The organism is Paraburkholderia sp. Clong3 (assembly GCF_050436485.1).
Lineage (GTDB): Bacteria > Pseudomonadota > Gammaproteobacteria > Burkholderiales > Burkholderiaceae > Paraburkholderia > Paraburkholderia tuberum.
This window is the reverse complement of record NZ_JBNDMH010000003.1, coordinates 899,735-918,012: the sequence shown is the minus strand read 5'-3', so window position 1 is coordinate 918,012 and position 18,278 is coordinate 899,735. Positions and strand designations below refer to the sequence as shown.

Sequence of the window (18,278 nt, the reverse complement as noted above, 5' to 3'; positions counted from 1 at the left end):
CTGGCCACAGCCCGGCTTGGCGGGTGCCGGCATTCCTTTTTCAGTGAGGAGTTGACCATGGCAAAGCAGACGATCGCTGAATATCTGGCAAAAACGCTCGAGGCCGCAGCGGTCGAGCGCATCTGGGGCGTGACGGGCGACAGTCTGAATGGACTGGCGTTTAGCCTGAGCCGACTCGGCTCGATCCGCTGGATGCACACACGTCATGAGGAGAGTGCCGCTTTTGCGGCCGGTGCCGATGCTGCATCGACAGGGCGGCTCGCCGTGTGCGCGGGCAGCTGCGGTCCGGGCAATCTTCACCTGATTAATGGACTGTTCGACTGTCATCGCAATCACCAGCCCGTGCTCGCGATTGCAGCGCATATTCCGTCGACGGAAATCGGCCTCGGCTACTTTCAGGAGACACATCCTCAGGAGTTGTTCAGGGAATGCAGCTATTTCGCCGAGTTGGTGTCGAACGCGCAGCAGTTTCCTCGCGTCCTCGCGCGCGCAATGCACACTGCCGTCGAGCAGCGCGGAGTCGCCGTCATCGTGTTACCGGGCGACGTAGCGTTGAGCGATGGGCCCGTGGAAACCGCGAGTTGGACCGAATCGGCTCCGCCGTCCATCGTTCCGGCAGATAACGACCTCGACCGACTGGCGGATCTTCTCAACACGTCCGCGGCTGTGACGTTGCTCTGCGGCAGCGGCACGCAAGGCGCCCATGACGAAGTCGTAGCATTGGCGGACACGCTGGCTGCGCCCGTGGTTCACGCTTTGCGCGGCAAGCAGTTTGTCGAATGGGACAATCCTTTCGACGTGGGCATGACGGGCCTGATTGGTTTCAGCTCGGGCTATCACGCGATGCAATCATGCGACACGCTGCTCATGTTGGGCACGGATTTTCCGTATCGCCCGTTTTATCCGAGCAACGCAAAGGTTGTCCAGATCGATTGGAAGGGCTCGCAACTCGGCCATCGTGCGCCGCTTGCACTTGGACTGGTGGGAACGGTCAAGGATACGATCAAGGCAGTACTGCCGCGTTTGCCCAGAAAGACCGATCGTGGGTTTCTCGAGAACGCGCGCAAGCACTACGCTTCGGCAAGAAAAGGGCTGGACGACCTCGCTGTCGCGTCCGCTCCAGGCAGGCCAATTCATCCGCAATACCTGACCAGGCTCATCGACGAAGCGGCCGACGAAGATGCCATTTTTACCGCGGATGTCGGCACGCCGACACTCTGGGCGGCCCGCTATCTGACGATGAACGGCAAGCGGCAGTTGCATGGCTCGTTCAATCACGGATCGATGGCGAATGCCATGCCGCAGGCGCTCGGCGCGCAGGGCGCGAATCCCGGGCGCCAGGTCGTCTCGCTTTCCGGAGACGGCGGATTGTCGATGCTACTCGGCGATCTTCTATCGGCGCGACAATTGGATCTGCCGATCAAGGTTGTCGTGTTCAACAACAGTCTGCTTGGCTTCGTTTCGATGGAGTTGAAGGCTGCCGGATTCGTGGATACCAACGTGGATCTGAGCAAGACCGATTTTGCGGCGATTGCGAAAGGCGCCGAGATTTTCAGTATCAGGGTTGAGGAGTCGGAAAGTCTTCCGGACGCGCTGAAAGCGGCTTTTTCACATTCGGGGCCGGCGCTCGTCGATGTGGTGACATCGAAGTACGAACTTGCGATGCCGCCCAAGGTCGAGCTCGCGCATGCGAAGGGGTTTAGCCTGTTCATGCTGCGCGCGATCCTCAGCGGGCGAGGCGATGAAATCATCGAGCTTGCCAAAACGAACTTGCGCTAGTGCACGCGCATCGCAGAAAGCACGCCGCGGAGATGACCGATCAGAGTGGTCGACCGTTTTTACGGGCAGGTCGAAGGCGCTGCGCGGCGATTCAACAGAATAGGCCAGTTTTGGTCCCTTCCTCGATCGCGCGAATGGCAGCCGACGCGGGACCAACGGCCTCGCGGCATCAGCTAGCGAGGGTCTCTTCACGATCGACATGAACCTGACTCATCCGGCAGCACGCGGCGGCTGGCGCTGCCGTACAGCGCCTCTTCACAGGCGAAGTCGGCCAGATTGAACCATTGCTGCACGAAGTGGATCCGCAGCATGCGCTCAAGACCAATAGGCGGGAGGCCATTGCCGCGCTTCGGATAATGCGGCTCGATCACCGCGCACAGTTGCGCCCATGGCACGATCGCGTTCATGGTGTCGAGAAACTCGTCGCGCCGCGTGCGTTTGCGGTGCGTCTCGAAACCCGTTCCTTGATCGGCTGCCATCGCCAGCGTCTGCTGCTTCATCCTGTTTCGCCTTCCTCGTTCGATCCGATCTCTGACGCCTGACGTACCGGTTCGGTGGACTTAATTAGCGTTGCCCTACACGGGTCTGGCTTGGGTAGTCCCACATAGCATCTCTGCCTTGGCCAACGGACGGACAGCAGCGCGAGGAAGTTCTCGTGCTGCTCGCAGTTACGATGAAGCGTCTGGATGGGCGGGCACCGTGAATTGAAAGATCGCGCCGTGCGGCACGTTCGCGCTTGCCCACAATCGGCCGCCGTGTGCCTCGACGATCGAACGGCAGATCGGCAGCCCCATCCCCAAACCGGTCGGCTTGGTGGTGTAGAAAGGAGCGAAAAGGCGCTCGGCACTGTCCGCGGCAAAGCCAGGCCCCGAATCGAGCACCGTCACGAGTACACAGCCCGAGTCGGCTCTTGCCGTGCTGATGAGCAATTCCCGCACGCCATCGCTGACACCGCTCATCACCTCCATCGCGTTGATGAGCAAGTTAAGGAGGACTTGTTGCAACTGGACTCGATCTCCTTCAACTAGCGGTAACCGGTCCGCGAGATGCGTCTGCACCGAGGCGCCGTGCTTCCACGCTTCGCCACGGGTGAGCTCAATCACCTCGCGGATTGCCTCGTTGATGTCCACCGGTTCCTTCCGTGGCGGCGTCTTCCTGATCAGTTCATGGATGCGGCCGATTACGTTCCCCGCTCGGTTACCGTCGTCGACGATCCGGCCGAGCGCCTGCCGGGCCTTCTCGACTTCGGGAGGCTGGCCGGCGAGCCATCGCAGCGCCGCCTGGGCGTTGGTGACCGTCGCGGCGATCGGCTGGTTGACTTCATGAGCGATCGAGGCCGTGAGTTGGCCCATGGTTGCGACACGATTCGCGTGCGCCAGCTCCCTTTGCACCTCCTGGTAACGCCGATCGCTCTCGTGGGCTTCGGTTTCGGCACGCTTGCGCTCGGTCAGATCCACGACGAATGCCACACCTTCCGTCCCGCTTGCGTCAAACGTGGCCAAACCGACCATAACGGGCACACGGCTACCGTCCCTCCTGATGTACTCCTTCTCGTAAGGCTGGGCGCGCCCCGTCTGCCCGGCCTCCACCAGGGCCCGTTCGCTGCGCGGGAGCCATTCCTGCGGCGTCAGATCCCTCCAGCCTACGCGACCTAAGCCTATATCTTCACGCTCGTATCCCACGATGCGCAGAAATGCGTCATTGGCCTCGAGAATCTCACCATCGAAATTCCAGACGATGATCCCGATGATGTTGGCATCCACGAGGCGCCGGATCTTCGACTCGCGTTCGAGCAGTGTTTGTTCGGTGCGTTTGCGCTCGGTGATATCCATTACCGCGCCCACGAAACGGAAGCGATCCGGACCACAGCCGCTCACGCCATGCGCCACAGCTCGAACATACTTGATAGAAGCATCAGCCATCAGCAGACGATGCTCGACCGTAAATGCCTTCCTTTCGCTTGCGGCGCGGTCAATGATTTGCTGCAGACGGACACGATCGTCTGGATGCGTCCGGTCGATGATGGCCTGCACGGTGGGCTTGATGGCAGCGTCGAGCTCGAATATTCGATAAGTCTCATCTGACCAATAGATCTCGCCGCTCGATAGGTACCAGCCAAAACTCCCTGTGTGGCTCAGTCGTTGGGCTTCCGCCAGATACATCTCGCTCCGGTGTAGCGCCTGCTCGACGTTCTTGCGTTCGGCTCGCTCACCTGCTTCGCGCAGCGCGCGCCGCACTGCGGGCACGAGCCTCGACAGCCGCGTCTTCAGAACAAAATCGGTAGCGCCACTCTTTAGTGTGAATGGCGGTCGGAATCCGACATTGGATGGCGGCGTCGGACAGCCGGGCGACGCGATTGCTGTTCAGCCCGGCGACTCTGGGACGTTTCATGAGGCTCACATTCGGGTGCGTCGGAGGGAGCCCGTAGGGCGAGCGCAGACGCACCGGGGATGTTCGGTTCGGCAGGGGGATGACGCGGGAATCGGGATGCGGTAGAAGAACGACTACAACTGACCGCCGAAGAAACAGGCCCGACACCGGTCCTAACCGCCAAGTTCATTCCAGTGTCGAGCCCCACACGCGCACAACGGGGTACGGGTGCCGGGCCAGTATGGCACGGCTGATCCGCCTCGTCGATTCCGCTTCGGCATTGACGGGGACTGCCGATGCCGGCCACTGGCCGCCTCTTTCTGTGCGCCCGCTGCCGGGCGCAGGTCGTCGTGTGCCGCCGTTGCGATCGCGGCCAGATTTACTGCGGTGGCGACTGCTCACAGGCCTCGCGCCGCGCCCGCCTGCGCGAGGCTGGCCAACGCTATCAACTCAGTCGTCGTGGCCGCTTTGCACATGCCGAACGGATGCGTCGCTATCGTCAGCGCCTCAATAAAGTGACGCATCAGCGTTCCCCGACACCCGTCGCCAATGCTCTACTGCCACTGACTTCGACGACGACGGCCACCGCATCGACATCCACTGTCGCCGCGCCCGGATCGACGCCTTGCTGCTTCTGTCGCCGCATCTGTTCGGGCCTTGTACGCATCGGGCCACTGCGCCGTCGGGTCTTCCGTGATGTTCGTACTACTACTGACAGAACAGGAAACGACCCATGACCATTGGAGCTGAACTCGAGGCGCAGATCCTGCGCTATTACCACGTGGAGAAGTGGCGTTGCGGCACCATCGCGCGCCAGTTGCGCGTGCACCGCGGCACCGTCCAGCGCGTGCTGGCCCAGGCCGGCCTGCCCAGGATTGGCGCCGTGCAGCGAGCCTCACAGATCGATGCTTACCTGCCGTTCATCCACGAGACGCTAAAGAAGTTTCCCTCGCTCACGGCCAGTCGCCTGTATGCGATGGTGTATGAGCGCGGCTACCGGGGCAGTCACCACCACTTCCGGCACCTGATCTCGCTGCACCGGCCACGCCCGGTACCTGAGGCTTACCTGCGCCTGCGCACGCTGCCCGGGGAACAGGCGCAGGTCGATTGGGCCAGCTTCGGTCACCTGCAGATCGGTCGGGCACGACGACCGCTGATGGCCTTCGTGATGGTGCTGTCGTGGTCACGGCAGATCTATCTGCGCTTCTTCCTCGATGCCCGTATGGACAGTTTCCTGGCAGGACATGCCGGCGCCTTCGAAGCATGGTCCGGGGTCCCCAGGGTTCTGCTTTACGATAACCTGCGTAGCGCCGTGCTTGAGCGTCAGGGCGATGCGATCCGCTTCCACCCGACATTGCTCGCGTTCGCCGCGCATCATCGTTATGAGCCTCGTCCGGTGGCTGTCGCACGGGGCAACGAGAAGGGGCGCGTTGAACGGGCAATCCGCTTTGTACGCGAGAGCTTCTTTGCCGCTCGCAGATTCACGGACCTCGACGATCTCAACGCCCAGGCGGCAATCTGGTGCGCGGGACCCGCTGCTGAGCGGCCCTGCCGCGAAGAACCCATGATCACCGTGCGCGAGGCCTTCGGGCGCGAACAGCCCAGCCTGCTCACGTTGCCGGAGAATCCGTACCCGTGTGAGCTGCTTCTCGCCGTGAAGGTCGGCAAGACGCCCTACGTGCGCTTCGACCTGAACGACTATACGATCCCGTATACCCATGTGCGACGCACGCTCACGGTACGAGCTGATCCCCGGCGCGTACGCATTCTCGACGGCGCCGATCTGCTCGCCACCCATGAACGCAGTTACGATCGCGGCGCGCAGATCGAGATTGCCGCACACATCGATGCGCTCGTCGCAAGGAAGCACGAGGCCCGTCACCATCGCGGTCTTGATCATCTGGCCCGGGCTGCGCCGGCCAGCCGGACCCTGATGCTGCACGCCGCTGAGCGTGGCGGCAATCTGGGCAATATCACCACGCACCTGCTGCGACTGCTCGACCGCTATGGCCCGGCCGAACTGCAGGCCGCGATCGAGGAAACCCTTGCCAGCGACGCGGCGCCTCATCCCAATCCGGTACGTCTGGCGCTTGAGCGCCGGCGCGAGGCACGGCAGGCCCCGCCGCCAGTCACCCTCATCCTGCCCGAACACGTGCGCAACAAGGACACGCTGGTGACACCACACCGGCTCGACATCTACGACCAGCTTGCGGGAGGCGCCGATGAACACGCCTGAGAACCTTCATGGGCGCGCGAACGCCCTGCGTCTGTACGGACTGCTCGCGCATTGGACCGATGTGGCCGCCGAACAGTGGGTCGCGCCGCTGTTGCAGTGGGAAGAGGATGAGCGCGCCCGCCGATCACTGGAGCGACGTATCCGCGATGCCCGCCTGGGCAACTTCAAGCCGCTGTGCGACTTCGACTGGAGCTGGCCCACGCGCTGCGACCGGCTTGCCGTTGAAGAGTTGATGTCGCTCGGGTTCGTCAGGGATACCGCCAACGTCGTGTTGATCGGCCCGAATGGTGTCGGCAAGTCAACCCTCGCGCTCAATCTCGCCTATCAGGCGCTCGTGCACGGTCACACCGCGCTGTTCACTACCGCCGGTCAGATGCTCGGCGAACTGGCCGCACTGGACAGCGATTCGGCGCTGCGTCGACGCCTGCGCCGCTATGCATCCCCTGACGTCCTGGTGATTGATGAGGTCGGTTACCTCTCGTACTCAAACCGCCACGCCGATCTGCTGTTCGAACTGGTCAGCCGCAGGTACGGATCGGCAAGTACCGTGGTCACAACCAACAGACCGTTCTCCGAATGGCACGAGGTGTTCCCGAACGCCGCCTGTGTCGTCTCGCTCGTTGACCGGCTGGTCCATCGCGCCGAAGTCATTGCCATCGAGGGCGAGTCCTACCGGGTCAAGGAAGCGCGCGAGAGGGCCGAGCAACGCGCCAGCAGACGCAGTAGCGCGCGTGCGGAGAAGAAATCATGAAGCGCCTGGCACACCTGCCTTCGGGCATCACCCGTGGGCTCGACTTCCTGATACCGGACAACTGGTCGCCGGAACAGGCGCTCGCCGTCGTCGAACTCATCGGGGATCTGCGTGCCCGGATCTGCATGCACTATGACCTCGCCCTGCATGACCTGCTGCACGAACAGCATTCCCCTCCCGAGGATCCCAATCTCAACGACATCGGCGATCCATTCTGATTGGGACCGGCCACCCCGACCGAGGCCGTCAACGGCGCTTCATTGTTGACGGTCCTGGTGAACCTTGTGCCGCCATTTATGTGCGGATTTACGCCGCCGTCAACATTTAGCGCCTCTACCGCCAGTTCTTCGCCAAGCGTGCCGGAAACCAGGATAAAGGGCACCTCGGGACGTTCGCGCAGAGTGACCTCCAATGCCGAGAGGCCGTCGAACGCCGGAAGTTTGTAATCCGCGAGAATCAGGTCGATTCCAACGGCTTTCAACGCGGCCTCGAACTCCGCACGCGATTGCACGCGAACGATTTCGCAGCAGAGATGATCGGCTTGAAGGAGCTCTTGAATGAGTTCGGCGTCATTCGCGTTATCTTCCAGCAACACAATGCGAAGCCCCGACATTATTGCCCCTTCCTCATGCTGCCTGGTGGCGGCTCATTGACCAGTGCCCAGAATACGCCTAGCTCCTTGATGGCATTTATAAATTCATGAAAGTCGATCGGTTTTACTACGTACGCGTTTACCCCGAGTTTATAGCTTCGCATCATATCTTTCTCTTCGTGCGACGATGTGAGCACCACCACGGGAATGAGCTTCAAACGTTCGTCCGACTTCACTGTGTCCAGGACTTCCAAGCCATCTACCTTGGGGAGTTTCAGATCCAGTAACATGACTGAAGGGTTCTCGTCGTAGCGATCGACAAATTCCTCCCTGCAATAGAGGTAATCCAAGGCTTGCTGTCCGTCTCTGGCAACCACTACCTCGTTTGCCAAGTTACAGTCTGACAGCGCGGCCAGAGTGAGTTCGACGTCTCTCGGGTCATCCTCGACGAGCAGAATACGTCCTAGTTGGTCCATGGTGTCCTCGGAGTCTTTGCCGTTGCACCGTGTGCCTTAGGCACTGAGAAATAGAAAGTAGCGCCCTGATCCACCCCCCCCTCTGCACGGACCTTGCCTCCGTGGCGGACGATGATGCGTTGAACGATAGCCAGTCCGATGCCGGTACCTTCAAACTGCTCCGGGAGATGCAGACGTTGAAAAACGCCGAACAGTTTATGCGCATACCGCATGTCAAAGCCTGCACCATTATCTTTCACAAACACCTCCACCACGTCTTTATTCGGGTCCACGCAACCAATCTCGATTTCGGCCCGCGTTCGCATGCGTGTGAATTTGACCGCATTGGCGACGAGGTTGGCGATAACCAGTCGGAGCATGGGACGATCCCCGTAGCAGACCGGAAGAGCGTTGATTGTCCATACAATGTCTCGCCCGCTCGTTTCTTGCCCGATCTCCGCGACGACCTCCTTGACGAGCTGATCGAGGCTCACCGGCGTCTTTGTGGTTTCCACCTGTCCGACCCTGGAAAAGGCCAGCAAATCGTCGATCAGGTTACTCATTCTTTTTGCCGCGTCGACAATCGTTTGTATGTAGCGACGACTTTTATCATCGAGCGAAGAAGCCGCCTGTTTTTGTAGTAGCTCGGAGTATCCGATCACATGGCGAAGTGGCGCGCGTAGATCGTGCGAGACGGAATAGGCGAAGGATTGCAGTTCCTTGTTACTCGTTTCAAGCTGCTCGGCCCGCGCGGTGACTTCCTGATTGAGCCTGTGAATCTCGCTTTCTTTATGCTGACTCTGTTGCAATTCGGCCTGAAGGCGATCGCTGGTGTGACGAAGCTCAGTTTCGATTCGCCGTCGAGCAGCGACGAAACCGGCAAAGATCAAGCCCCATGCCGTGAAAACTAAAAAACGCGGAAAATCTTTGCTTTGAAGACCGAGGGTGTACAGCGGCGCAGAAAGAAAATAATCGTAGGATGCCGCCGATAGCACGACTGCCAGCACGGAAGGTCCTACCCCTCCGTACCAGCAAGCAACCCCGATGGCGAAGTTAAAAGGGGACCCGTAGATGTCGTGGATCCCGAAAAACCGGAACACGAGCGCCAGCCCAAGTGCAGCCCCAACGCAGACGACGGATAAGCCGTAGCGCAGAATCGGTGAGCGACTTTGCAAGTCCAGGTGCAAGTGCGCCAAGCTTCGCCTCGTTGCCAATGGTGCGGATCCCCTGAACTAAAAATTATAGTCGTCCCAGTTCCGATCGTTGAGCAGGCGGGGACGCCCCAACGCGGATGCGTTGGCGAGCCGGCTCATGCTTGTGCCCGTTTGTCCGCCTCGATCATCGCGATGGTGCGGGTGTAGTCCACCAACGATTCGTCTGTCCAATAGACCGCCAGAAGTCTTCCGTTAAACCGATCAACACCGCTTGACAAACTTGGGTGAGCAAATCGGCGAACGGCAGGTCAGGGGTTCAATAGCTGCCGCAGATGGGATGCCGGGTTCAATGGGTCGGAGGTCCCCATTCGGCTCTCTGGAGAAGCGCTCATTGGCAGGCTCCCAGCCTGACTTCGGCGCCGAAGAGGCGTGGCAGGCAGGAAGCCTTGCACCCTGGGGGTACGGACGTCGCACGTCAAGACGGGCTGCAGACCACCGCGGTCAGCAACAACGGAATCACCACGCGCACGGTAGCGTTGCTGCCAGCATCGCGCACGCGCGATTCGACCGCGTCGCTGGGAGCGGACAGCACAGCGCCGTACAGCGGGCCCGCGAACGCATTGCCGCGGCCCTTCTTGAACGTCCCGTCGTCCTGCTCGTACCCAAGCACGGCGTAGACACGAAAGCCGAAGGCCGTTATGTCGCTGCCTTGCGCTGGGCGAAACGCGTTGACCGAATTCGCCTCAACGTGCATCGGATTCGGGTCGATGTACTGGTTGTTGATGAGCTGCCCGATAAACGCGTGTGGACTCGCCCTGCAGTCGAATTGCCCATCAAGCGCGTACGCGTGCGCCGCGACTGGGCAGAAGCCTGCGCCTGACACCAGCAGCATGACGAATACTTTTAGAAGACGGATTGCCATGGTGAACTTGCCCGAACCGCGAGGGTCGACAGGCAAAACACGAGCCAGCCTGTAGTCTCGCGGATTTTCGCCGTCCGCGTGTGCGTGTAGCAGCCCGGTGCCATGCATCCCTTTCAGGCTCGCACCGCAGCGCGAACAGCTGGCAACCTGCCCTTTCAGACGCGTAGGTTTGCGAAATAGCAGATCGCATTCGTGGCAGGCAATCAGTTTCTGATGCTCCATACGGACCGACCAGGATGAATTTTCTGGTGTCATTCGACGCGGCAGAAATGCCGGCTCATTTATGTTGTGGGTGCCTAACTAGCGCCTGGCACCACAGCTACTCTCGATGGATGGCGACCCGGTCAAGGGCCGCTCATCCCGAACTCATCGAGGGACGATCATTCTCTTGACGCGGCTACCGACTGACCGGCCGGCAGTTCGCCCATCGACTGGAACAGCGCCGCAGTATCGCTCATACGCTGGCTTGCTGCGCGAATCGAGGTGAGCTGTGCACTTAGAAACCGCTGCTCACTGGCATACTGTGCCGTAGAAGGCAGGGAGCCCATGCGATGGCGCGACGCCGTATCATCGAATGCCGCCCTCGCGGCCTCCGCCGCCGCTTCCGTCGACGCGAGTGTCTGTGCGTCGTTATCCATCGCGGCAAGCGAATCCGCGACATTCTGGAACGCCGACAGAACGGTGGACTTGTAGTTCAGCACGGCCGCATCGTAAGCATCGATCGACGCCTTGCGGTGCGCGAACAGCGCGCCGCCATGGAAAATCGGTTGCGTCAGGCTCGCACCAATGGCCCAGAGTCCGCCCGCTCCCGAGAGAAGCGCGGGCCAGCTAAAGCCGCCACGGCCCATCGAGCCCGTCAGTGACAGGCTCGGAAAGAGCTGCGCGGTCGCAGCGCCGACATCGGCGGCTGCGGCCTTCAGGGCGGCGTCGGCTGCCTGAACGTCGGGGCGCGAACGCAGCAGGACCGACGGCACCTCGACAGGCACGTGTTCGGGCAACACCAGGCTGTCGAGATCGGGAACGGCCGGGGCGTTGTCCGGCGTGCGGCCCATCAGCACCGCGAGCGCATGGATGGCTGTGGCGCGCTGCTGGCGCAATGCAGGAAGACTCGCCGCAGCCGTAGCCGCATCCTGCGTCGATGCGAGCGCCTGCGCACGGGAAACTGACCCGAGTGCGTACCGCTGCTGGTCCTCGTTCGCGACCGTCCTGGCCACGGCGACGAGCCGTTCGGTGAGCGCGATCTGGCGATCGAGTGCCGCCACGCTGATCGTCGTACCGACGATGTTTGCCGCCAGCGCGCGCCGCGCCGCCTCCAGTTGATACGCCTGCACGTCTACGCGAGCGGCGCTGGCCGCGTTCGCCGAACGCGTCGCACCGAACAGGTCAAAGGTGTAGGACGCGAGAACCTGTCCGGCAAAAAAGTTATAGCGAACCTCGCTGGGGCCAATGCCGGGCACAAGCGGTGAACGCCCGCGATCGACTTGTGCGGCAGCATCGATTGAAGGCAGCGTCGATGCGCCGACCTGGGCGCGCAGCTCCTGCTGCGCGGCTGCGAGCGTCCGCTGCGCAGCCCCGAGCGTGGGGCTGTTGCGCAAGCCTTCCTCGACCAGTGCACTCAGCGCGTCCGACCGATAAAGGTGCCACCATTGCGGAACGCCCACTGCGCCGATATCGAACTGCTGCGCCACGCCGCCCGCTGCGACGGTCTTCGCCGGCTGTGCCTCGGCACCGTAGTGCACGGGCGAAGGCATCGCCGGGGGTGCGCCGTTCGGGCCGAACGTGCAGGCCGTCAGTGCGATGGCCACAGCCACGGCCATCACGGATGTCTTGTAGGCGACGCTCATCATCAAACCTCCGTCTGCTCGTCCACGACCTGTTGCATCCCGCGGTCGTCGTGCCGGACCCTGAAGCACGCCGCGTACAGCGCGGGCAGGAAGAACACGGTCAGTACTGTGGCGATCGTGATGCCGCCCATCAGTGCGGTCGCCATCGGGCCGAAGAAGCCCGAGCGCAGCAGCGGAATCAGCGCAAGGACGGCGGCGGCGGCCGTCAGCATGATCGGCCTGAAACGCCTCACCGTTGCACCGATAATCGCGTCGAAGCGTCCATGCCCCGCCGCGATGTCCTGATCGATCTGGTCGACCAGAATCACGGAGTTGCGCATGATGATGCCGAACATGGCAATCACGCCCAGCAACGCGACGAAGCCGAAGGGCTTGCCGAACAGCAGCAGCGCGGCCACGACGCCAATCAGGCCGAGCGGCGCCGTCAGCACGACGATGAAGGTCCGCGCGAAGTTCTTGAGCTGGATCATCAACAACAGCAGCACGGCGATGATCATCAACGGCATTTCGGCATTGATCGAAGTCTGGCCTTTCACGCTTTCTTCGACCGCGCCGCCCACCTCAATGCGATAGCCGACCGGCAGCTTGGCGCGTTGCGTGGCAAGCGCATGTTCGATGTCGTGGGTCACGTCCATCCCCTGCGCGTCGCCGCGCACGTCCGCCTGCACCGTGATGGTCGGCTGACGGTCGCGTTGCCAGATGACGCCGTACTCTTGCGTATCGCGCACGTGTCCGAGCGAACCGAGCGGCACCGGGCCGTGGGGCGTCGGAATCGCGAGGCTCATAAGCTGCGCCGGATTGACACGTTCGCTCTTTGGCGCACGCAGATCGACGTTGATCAGCTTGTCGCGCTCGCGGTACTGCGTCACCGTGTAGCCCGATAGCGTCATCGCGAGGAAGTTCGACACGTCCTCCGAGGTGACACCAAGCTGGCGCGCCCTGTTTTGATCGATCTCGAACGAGATCGAGCGCTCCGCCGGCTCGTCCCAGTTGAACTGGACGTTGCGCGTGCGGGGATCGGCGCGGACCTTGTCCGACACTTCTTGAGCAAGCGATCGCACGGTCGCGATATCGTCGCCGCTCACGCGGAACTGGATCGGGAACCCGACAGGCGGACCATTCTCGAGCCGGGAGACACGCGTGCGCATGCCGGAGAAGTCCTTCTCGAGCATGCCGTCGAGCCAACGCATCAGTTCCTCGCGCTTCTCAACGCTTTTAGCCGCAATCACGAACTGCGCGAAATTCGGCTGTTGAAGCTGCTGGTCGAGCGTCAGGTAAAAACGCGGCGCGCCGGTGCCGACGAAGTCGACGAAGTGGTCGATCCCGGCTTTGCCGTCGAGCACCTTTTCAAGGCGCTTCGCTTCACGCAGCGTCGCTTCGAACGAGGCGCCTTCCGGCAACCGCAGATCGACCAGCAGTTCCGGCCGTTCCGAGTTCGGGAAGAACTGCTGCGGCACGCGCGTGAAGGCCAGCATGGAAATCGCGAAAAGCACGACGGTGACGCCGAGCACGACCCATCGACGCTCGACGCACCACGCAACCCATCCCGACAGGTGCCGGTAGAAGCCGGTGTTGCCGATTTCATGCGGATCATGGTGTGCACCGCCGGGTTGAGGCTTGCGTTCCGGCAGCAGGTGATAACCCAGCAACGGCACCAGCACGACGGCCGCGAACCACGAAACGATCAGCGCGATGGCCGACACTTCGAAGATCGAACGCGTGTATTCGCCCGTGCTCGATTTGGCGAGCGCAATCGGCAGGAAGCCGCATACGGTGACGAGCGTGCCCGTCAGCATCGGGAATGCCGTGCTGGTATACGCGAACGCTGCCGAGCGCGCCCGGCTCCAGCCTTGCTCCAGCTTCACCGCCATCATTTCGACGGCGATGATCGCGTCGTCGACGAGCAGACCCAGCGCGAGCACGAGTGTGCCGAGCGAGACCTTGTCCAGGCCGATATTGAAGATGTGCATGCACAGCGCGGTTGCCGCCAGCACGATCGGAATCGTGATCACGACGACCATGCCGGTGCGCAGACCGAGCGAGACGAGGCTCACGACCAGCACGATCGCCACCGCTTCGCCAACCGATTTCACGAACTCATCCACCGATTGCTTGACCGCGTGCGGCATGCTCAAAACCGGAGCGAGTTTCAGACCCGCCGGCAGCGTGGCCTGCAGTTCGGCGGCTTTTGCATCGAGCGCCTTGCCGAGGTCGATCACGTCGCCGCCCTTTTGCATCGTCACGCCGATGCCGAGCACCGCCTGGCCGCCGACGCGCATCTGGGTCACCGGTGGATCGTCATAACCGCGTGTGATCTTCGCGATGTCGCCCAGCCGGAACGTGCGCTTGTTGATGGTGATCATCATGTCCGCGAGTGCCTGCACGTCCTTGAACGCGCCGCTCGGACGCACGAACACGCGGTCGTCCGCGGTCGTGATGGTGCCGACGGGCGCCACGGCATTCTGTGCGTCGATCGCCTGAGCGAGCTGTTGCGGCGTGATCGAAAGCCGCGTGAGCTGCGCATTCGATATCTCGACGAAGATGTGCTGATCGGGGTCGCCAAAATAGTCGACCTTCGCCACACCGGGTATGCGCAGCAGGACTGTGCGCAGCTTGTCAGCGTAGTCGTGCAGTTGCGCCGGCGAAAAGCCGTCGCCTTCGAGCGCATAGATGTTGGTGTAGACGTCGCCGAATTCATCGTTGAAAAACGGGCCGACGGTGCCCTTCGGCAGCGTCGCGGCAATGTCGCCGACCTTCTTGCGCACCTGATACCAGGTTTCCGGCACTTCCTTGACGGGCGCGGAGTCCTTCATGGCGAAGAAGATCATCGACTCGCCGGGGCGCGAGTAGCTCTTGATGTAGTCGATATACGGCGCCGCTTGCAGCTGGCGGCCGATCCGGTCCGTGATCTGTTCCTGCACCTCGCGCGCAGTCGCACCAGGCCAGTAGGTCTTGATCACCATCGTCCGGAAGGTGAACGGCGGATCTTCCGACTGCGCGAGTTGCGTATAACCGATCACGCCGAAAAGCGTGGCGAGCCCGATCAGAAAGATCACGAGCTGCTGATGACGTAGCGCCCAGGCGGAAAGATTGAAGCCGCCTTCGCCAGATTTGTCTGCCCCGGAAGACGGGACGGGCGCGCTGTTGCCTGCGGATTCACTGTCGCGCGCCCTCATGACGGGAAGTCCTCGGGATGAAGCGGGGGCACCACCTGCACATGCTGGCCCGCGCTCACGGCGTGTGCGCCCTGGAGCATGACGCGGTCGCCGTCGCGTAGGCCCGATCTGATCGAGACGGTGCGCTCGTCATATCGCTGGATAGTGACCGGGCGCAGTTCGAGTGTGTCGCTGCCGGCGCGCACCACCCAGACAGCGGGGTGCTCACCCTCGTGAAAGAGCGCCGTCACAGGCAGCGTAAAAATCTGCCCCACGGGCGCGTCGCCGACGACATCGAACCCCACAATCGCCGTCATGCCGAGGCGCACGTCGCGGCTCGGGGCGGCCAGCGTCAGCTTGACGCGCCAGGTGCGGCTTTCTCGATCGGCAGCAGCCGATACCTCGCGCACGCGCGCCTCGAAGGTCTTGCCGGGTAGCGCCGGCAGCGTTACGCGCGCCATGCTGCCGACTGTCAGCGAGCTCAGCGTGCGCTCGGGCGCGTCGCAGACGATGTCTACGTCGCCCGTCCAGTCGAGGTGATAGATCGATTGGGTTCCCTGAACGTTCTGGCCCGTGTCGGCGTCCTCCGAGGCAATCACGCCGTCGTGGTCCGCTGTCAGCGTCGCATAGCGCAGATTGTCCGAGGCGAGCGCCATCTGGGCGAGCGCCGAGTCGCGCTGGGCGAGCGCGGAGGCGTAGGCGTCCTGCGTCTGTTCAAGTTGCGCCGGCGCGATCAGGTTCGCCTGCGCCTGCGCCTGATCGCGGTCGAGCTGCTGCTTCGCGTAGACAAGTCGATGTTCGGCGGCATCGAGCTGGGCTCGTGCGTTGGCCAGGTTATTGCGCAGGTCGGTCGGGTCGAGCAGTGCAACAACCTGTCCCGCCTTGACGGCATCGCCGAGATGAACCCGCCGTTCGATGATTTTGCCGCCCACCCGGAACGAAAGCACCGTCGAGTAGCGCGCCTGCACCTGAGCCGGCAGCGACGCACCTACCGCGCGCCCGTCGGCGTGAACGGCCAGGGCGACCACGGGCTTCGGCTCAGGAGCGGCGGCTTCGCGCGACTGGCATGCCGACAGCAGGATTGCGCTGCAAGCCGCGACCATCACGTGCGTCCGCTTGGGCGATCGTATGAACAAAGATAAGAAGATACGTGCAATTTTAGGCGCGACAGGAACGGAATGTTTCACGATGTTCACAAGGCAGAGGATTGATCCAGGTAAAAAATTTCCCGATGCTGTAGACCCGCCATGCAATGAAGCACGGTTCGCCGTCAGCATGGGTTCGCAAACAATCTCTATCAATACGCTGGACTCCTACGTATTGCCATGGCATGCCGGTGACATGTGCCCTCCCGATGGGACGCGCGCACTCAGCGTCTGATTCGCGCGCTTACATGCACACTTGCCTCACGGGTCTTTTGCTCTCACCCCGGCATCGACAAAACTACCGATAAATCGCCTGCGCCAGCGCGCAGGGCCCGGTCGAGTTCCTCCTCGGCTATCAGCTGCCGGTGCAGCACCGCCTCTCTTAGCATGCTGTATCTGGAATGCGCACCGGGTATGCGAGCACTCTTGCCGCCAATATAGGAATTTGCCGCAGGCGCCATCGCGCGACGACACTCGGGCATCTCCCGGATCTGTTCAGAATTGGCCGCGATCTCCCTGATGCAATGCTCGGCCAGCGTCTTGCATGGATGCACCTGAACCGATTCAGCCGCGAACGTGACCGCGACGTCGCTCGCCAAAATCCGGAGTGCCATCTGACGGACGACATCGGAAATCACCGCATTCGGTCTGCCAGGCGTGACAAAGGAGTCGGTCCGCATCCACGCGAGATCGATTTCGGGCACGTCGAATAGTGCCCGGATGGATATCAGATGGAGGTCACTGCACGCGTTTGAAAGCTCGACGGCGATGTCGGTCAAAATGCCGGAAATCCGCAAATACGCGGCACACTCTTGGGTTCTTTCAATCGGAGTTGACGCCATAGGCAAACCGAGCGCGGTCATTGCGTTTACCGCATCAACCGCTTCAACTTCAACCGCTTCGACTTCATATCCGGAATGGGCCGTAGCGCCCACGTCAATCGTCGCGCGAAGATAGATTTCACGAAGCTGCGCGGATGACTCTCGCAACCTGACCATCTGTTCGTCCAGCATAAGCGCATGCGTCAAAAACTTGAAACCCAGCGTGGAGTGAACTGCATCGTATAACTGGGTGGTTCGGTCGAGTTGCAGCAAATCGCGGAATTCCTCCGCCTTTCTGACGAAGGCGGACCGCAACGCATCGCACCCGTCACATAGGTGTTCAATCGCAACGCAGATCGAGATCCTAAGTGCGGTCGAATAGACATTGCCGCCTCCGGGACACATGCGCGCACCTGGATCCAGATGAACATAGTCGCCGCGCGGACGACCCAGAAGTTCAAGAGCGCGGTTGCATATCACCTCGTTGGCGTTCATGTCGTTCTCAGTGTCAGCGCGGCCCTGAGTCACATCGACGAAGCACTGGTCACACAAGCGTCCTTTCTGCGCCTCCACGCAAGAGGCGACGATTGCGTCACCAAGTGGGGGTTCGAGTCGATGCAACTCGGCATTCACTTCTGCGACAGCCTGCTTGACTGCCGCCAGCGCATTCCGCAGGTTTGGGTATGCGCCTACCGGCGTCCCCGATATGGGACAGTTCTCGACGGCGCCAGGCGTGTGAATGCCATATCGCGCTTCCTCGGGTATTTCCCGCTCGCCCAGCGAATCGTATTCGACCCGGAAACCTGGTCTGCCGATCTCCATATTCACTCCTGCCAAGGATGAGTGCTTGCATAACACACGCAATAGCCAATAGCGGCCGCTCTGCTTATCAAAGGCAGAGCTGGTTCGGACGGGGTTCGTCGGTATGCATTCCGGTCGAACGAGGCGAGAAGTTATGTTCGCGGTAGGCATTGGTGCCTACATGGAGCCCGTTACGCAAAATGTTTGACATGTCACTTCCTTAGCAGCCGTTGGTGAGACCACGATCTCGTGA

Annotated in this window: 15 protein-coding genes and 1 pseudogene; 4 read left to right on the top strand and 12 right to left on the bottom strand. The window is 61.7% G+C overall.

Going from position 1 to position 18,278, the window contains the following annotated elements; genetic code table 11:
- Positions 1-57 precede the first annotated feature (57 nt).
- The gene (poxB, locus tag OKW30_RS27630) at positions 58-1,779 is read left to right on the top strand and encodes a ubiquinone-dependent pyruvate dehydrogenase (protein WP_429348172.1); all 1,722 of its coding nucleotides are present in this window, start codon (positions 58-60) and stop codon (positions 1,777-1,779) included.
- A gap of 230 nt (positions 1,780-2,009) precedes the next feature.
- Here poxB and OKW30_RS27625 read toward each other — a convergent pair.
- The 4 genes and pseudogenes from OKW30_RS27625 to OKW30_RS27610 form a co-directional block, all read right to left on the bottom strand.
- Positions 2,010-2,279: pseudogene (locus OKW30_RS27625) on the bottom strand (transposase); the annotation flags it as partial.
- Positions 2,280-2,447: 168 nt separating this feature from the next.
- Positions 2,448-4,016: a PAS domain-containing sensor histidine kinase gene (locus OKW30_RS27620; protein ID WP_429348171.1), complete on the bottom strand. Its 1,569-nt coding sequence runs from the start codon at positions 4,014-4,016 to the stop codon at positions 2,448-2,450.
- 531 nt (positions 4,017-4,547) lie between these two features.
- Entirely contained in the window at positions 4,548-4,673 is a 126-nt protein-coding gene (locus tag OKW30_RS27615) for a hypothetical protein (RefSeq protein ID WP_256211476.1), read from the bottom strand.
- Positions 4,673-4,816, bottom strand: a complete 144-nt coding sequence (locus tag OKW30_RS27610; protein ID WP_176133875.1) for a hypothetical protein — start codon at positions 4,814-4,816, stop codon at positions 4,673-4,675. Before OKW30_RS27610 ends, OKW30_RS27615 begins: the two co-directional genes overlap by 1 nt.
- A gap of 66 nt (positions 4,817-4,882) precedes the next feature.
- Between OKW30_RS27610 and istA the strand changes: the two genes are divergently transcribed.
- The 3 genes from istA to OKW30_RS27595 are packed head-to-tail and all read left to right on the top strand — an operon-like array spanning position 4,883 to position 7,354.
- Entirely contained in the window at positions 4,883-6,385 is a 1,503-nt protein-coding gene (gene istA / locus OKW30_RS27605; protein ID WP_429345680.1) for an IS21 family transposase, read from the top strand.
- Positions 6,372-7,136, top strand: a complete 765-nt coding sequence (gene istB / locus OKW30_RS27600) for an IS21-like element helper ATPase IstB (RefSeq protein WP_429345679.1) — start codon at positions 6,372-6,374, stop codon at positions 7,134-7,136. The genes istA and istB overlap by 14 nt, the downstream gene beginning before the upstream one ends.
- Positions 7,133-7,354, top strand: a complete 222-nt coding sequence (locus tag OKW30_RS27595; protein ID WP_429345678.1) for a hypothetical protein — start codon at positions 7,133-7,135, stop codon at positions 7,352-7,354. The genes istB and OKW30_RS27595 overlap by 4 nt, the downstream gene beginning before the upstream one ends.
- On the opposite strand, the gene OKW30_RS27590 is transcribed toward OKW30_RS27595, so the two are convergent.
- From OKW30_RS27590 to OKW30_RS27555, 8 genes are all read right to left on the bottom strand, one after another.
- The gene (locus OKW30_RS27590; protein ID WP_429348170.1) at positions 7,267-7,749 is read right to left on the bottom strand and encodes a response regulator; all 483 of its coding nucleotides are present in this window, start codon (positions 7,747-7,749) and stop codon (positions 7,267-7,269) included. The two genes, OKW30_RS27595 and OKW30_RS27590, sit on opposite strands and share 88 nt — an antisense overlap.
- Positions 7,749-8,204: a response regulator gene (locus tag OKW30_RS27585; RefSeq protein ID WP_429348169.1), complete on the bottom strand. Its 456-nt coding sequence runs from the start codon at positions 8,202-8,204 to the stop codon at positions 7,749-7,751. The genes OKW30_RS27590 and OKW30_RS27585 overlap by 1 nt, the downstream gene beginning before the upstream one ends.
- The gene (locus OKW30_RS27580) at positions 8,192-9,379 is read right to left on the bottom strand and encodes an ATP-binding protein (protein WP_429348168.1); all 1,188 of its coding nucleotides are present in this window, start codon (positions 9,377-9,379) and stop codon (positions 8,192-8,194) included. The genes OKW30_RS27585 and OKW30_RS27580 overlap by 13 nt, the downstream gene beginning before the upstream one ends.
- A gap of 433 nt (positions 9,380-9,812) precedes the next feature.
- The gene (locus OKW30_RS27575; RefSeq protein ID WP_429348167.1) at positions 9,813-10,259 is read right to left on the bottom strand and encodes a hypothetical protein; all 447 of its coding nucleotides are present in this window, start codon (positions 10,257-10,259) and stop codon (positions 9,813-9,815) included.
- Between the two features lie 380 nt (positions 10,260-10,639).
- Positions 10,640-12,103: an efflux transporter outer membrane subunit gene (locus tag OKW30_RS27570; protein WP_429348166.1), complete on the bottom strand. Its 1,464-nt coding sequence runs from the start codon at positions 12,101-12,103 to the stop codon at positions 10,640-10,642.
- Positions 12,104-12,105: 2 nt separating this feature from the next.
- On the bottom strand, positions 12,106-15,279 hold the full coding sequence (locus tag OKW30_RS27565; protein WP_429348165.1) for an efflux RND transporter permease subunit: 3,174 nt from the start codon (positions 15,277-15,279) through the stop codon (positions 12,106-12,108).
- A complete protein-coding gene (locus OKW30_RS27560; protein WP_429348164.1) occupies positions 15,276-16,454 on the bottom strand; it encodes an efflux RND transporter periplasmic adaptor subunit in 1,179 nt (392 codons plus the stop codon). The genes OKW30_RS27565 and OKW30_RS27560 overlap by 4 nt, the downstream gene beginning before the upstream one ends.
- A gap of 227 nt (positions 16,455-16,681) precedes the next feature.
- Positions 16,682-18,046 (bottom strand): lyase family protein, encoded by a 1,365-nt coding sequence (locus tag OKW30_RS27555; RefSeq protein ID WP_429348163.1) that lies wholly within the window; start codon positions 18,044-18,046, stop codon positions 16,682-16,684.
- Between the last annotated feature and the right edge of the window lie 232 nt (positions 18,047-18,278).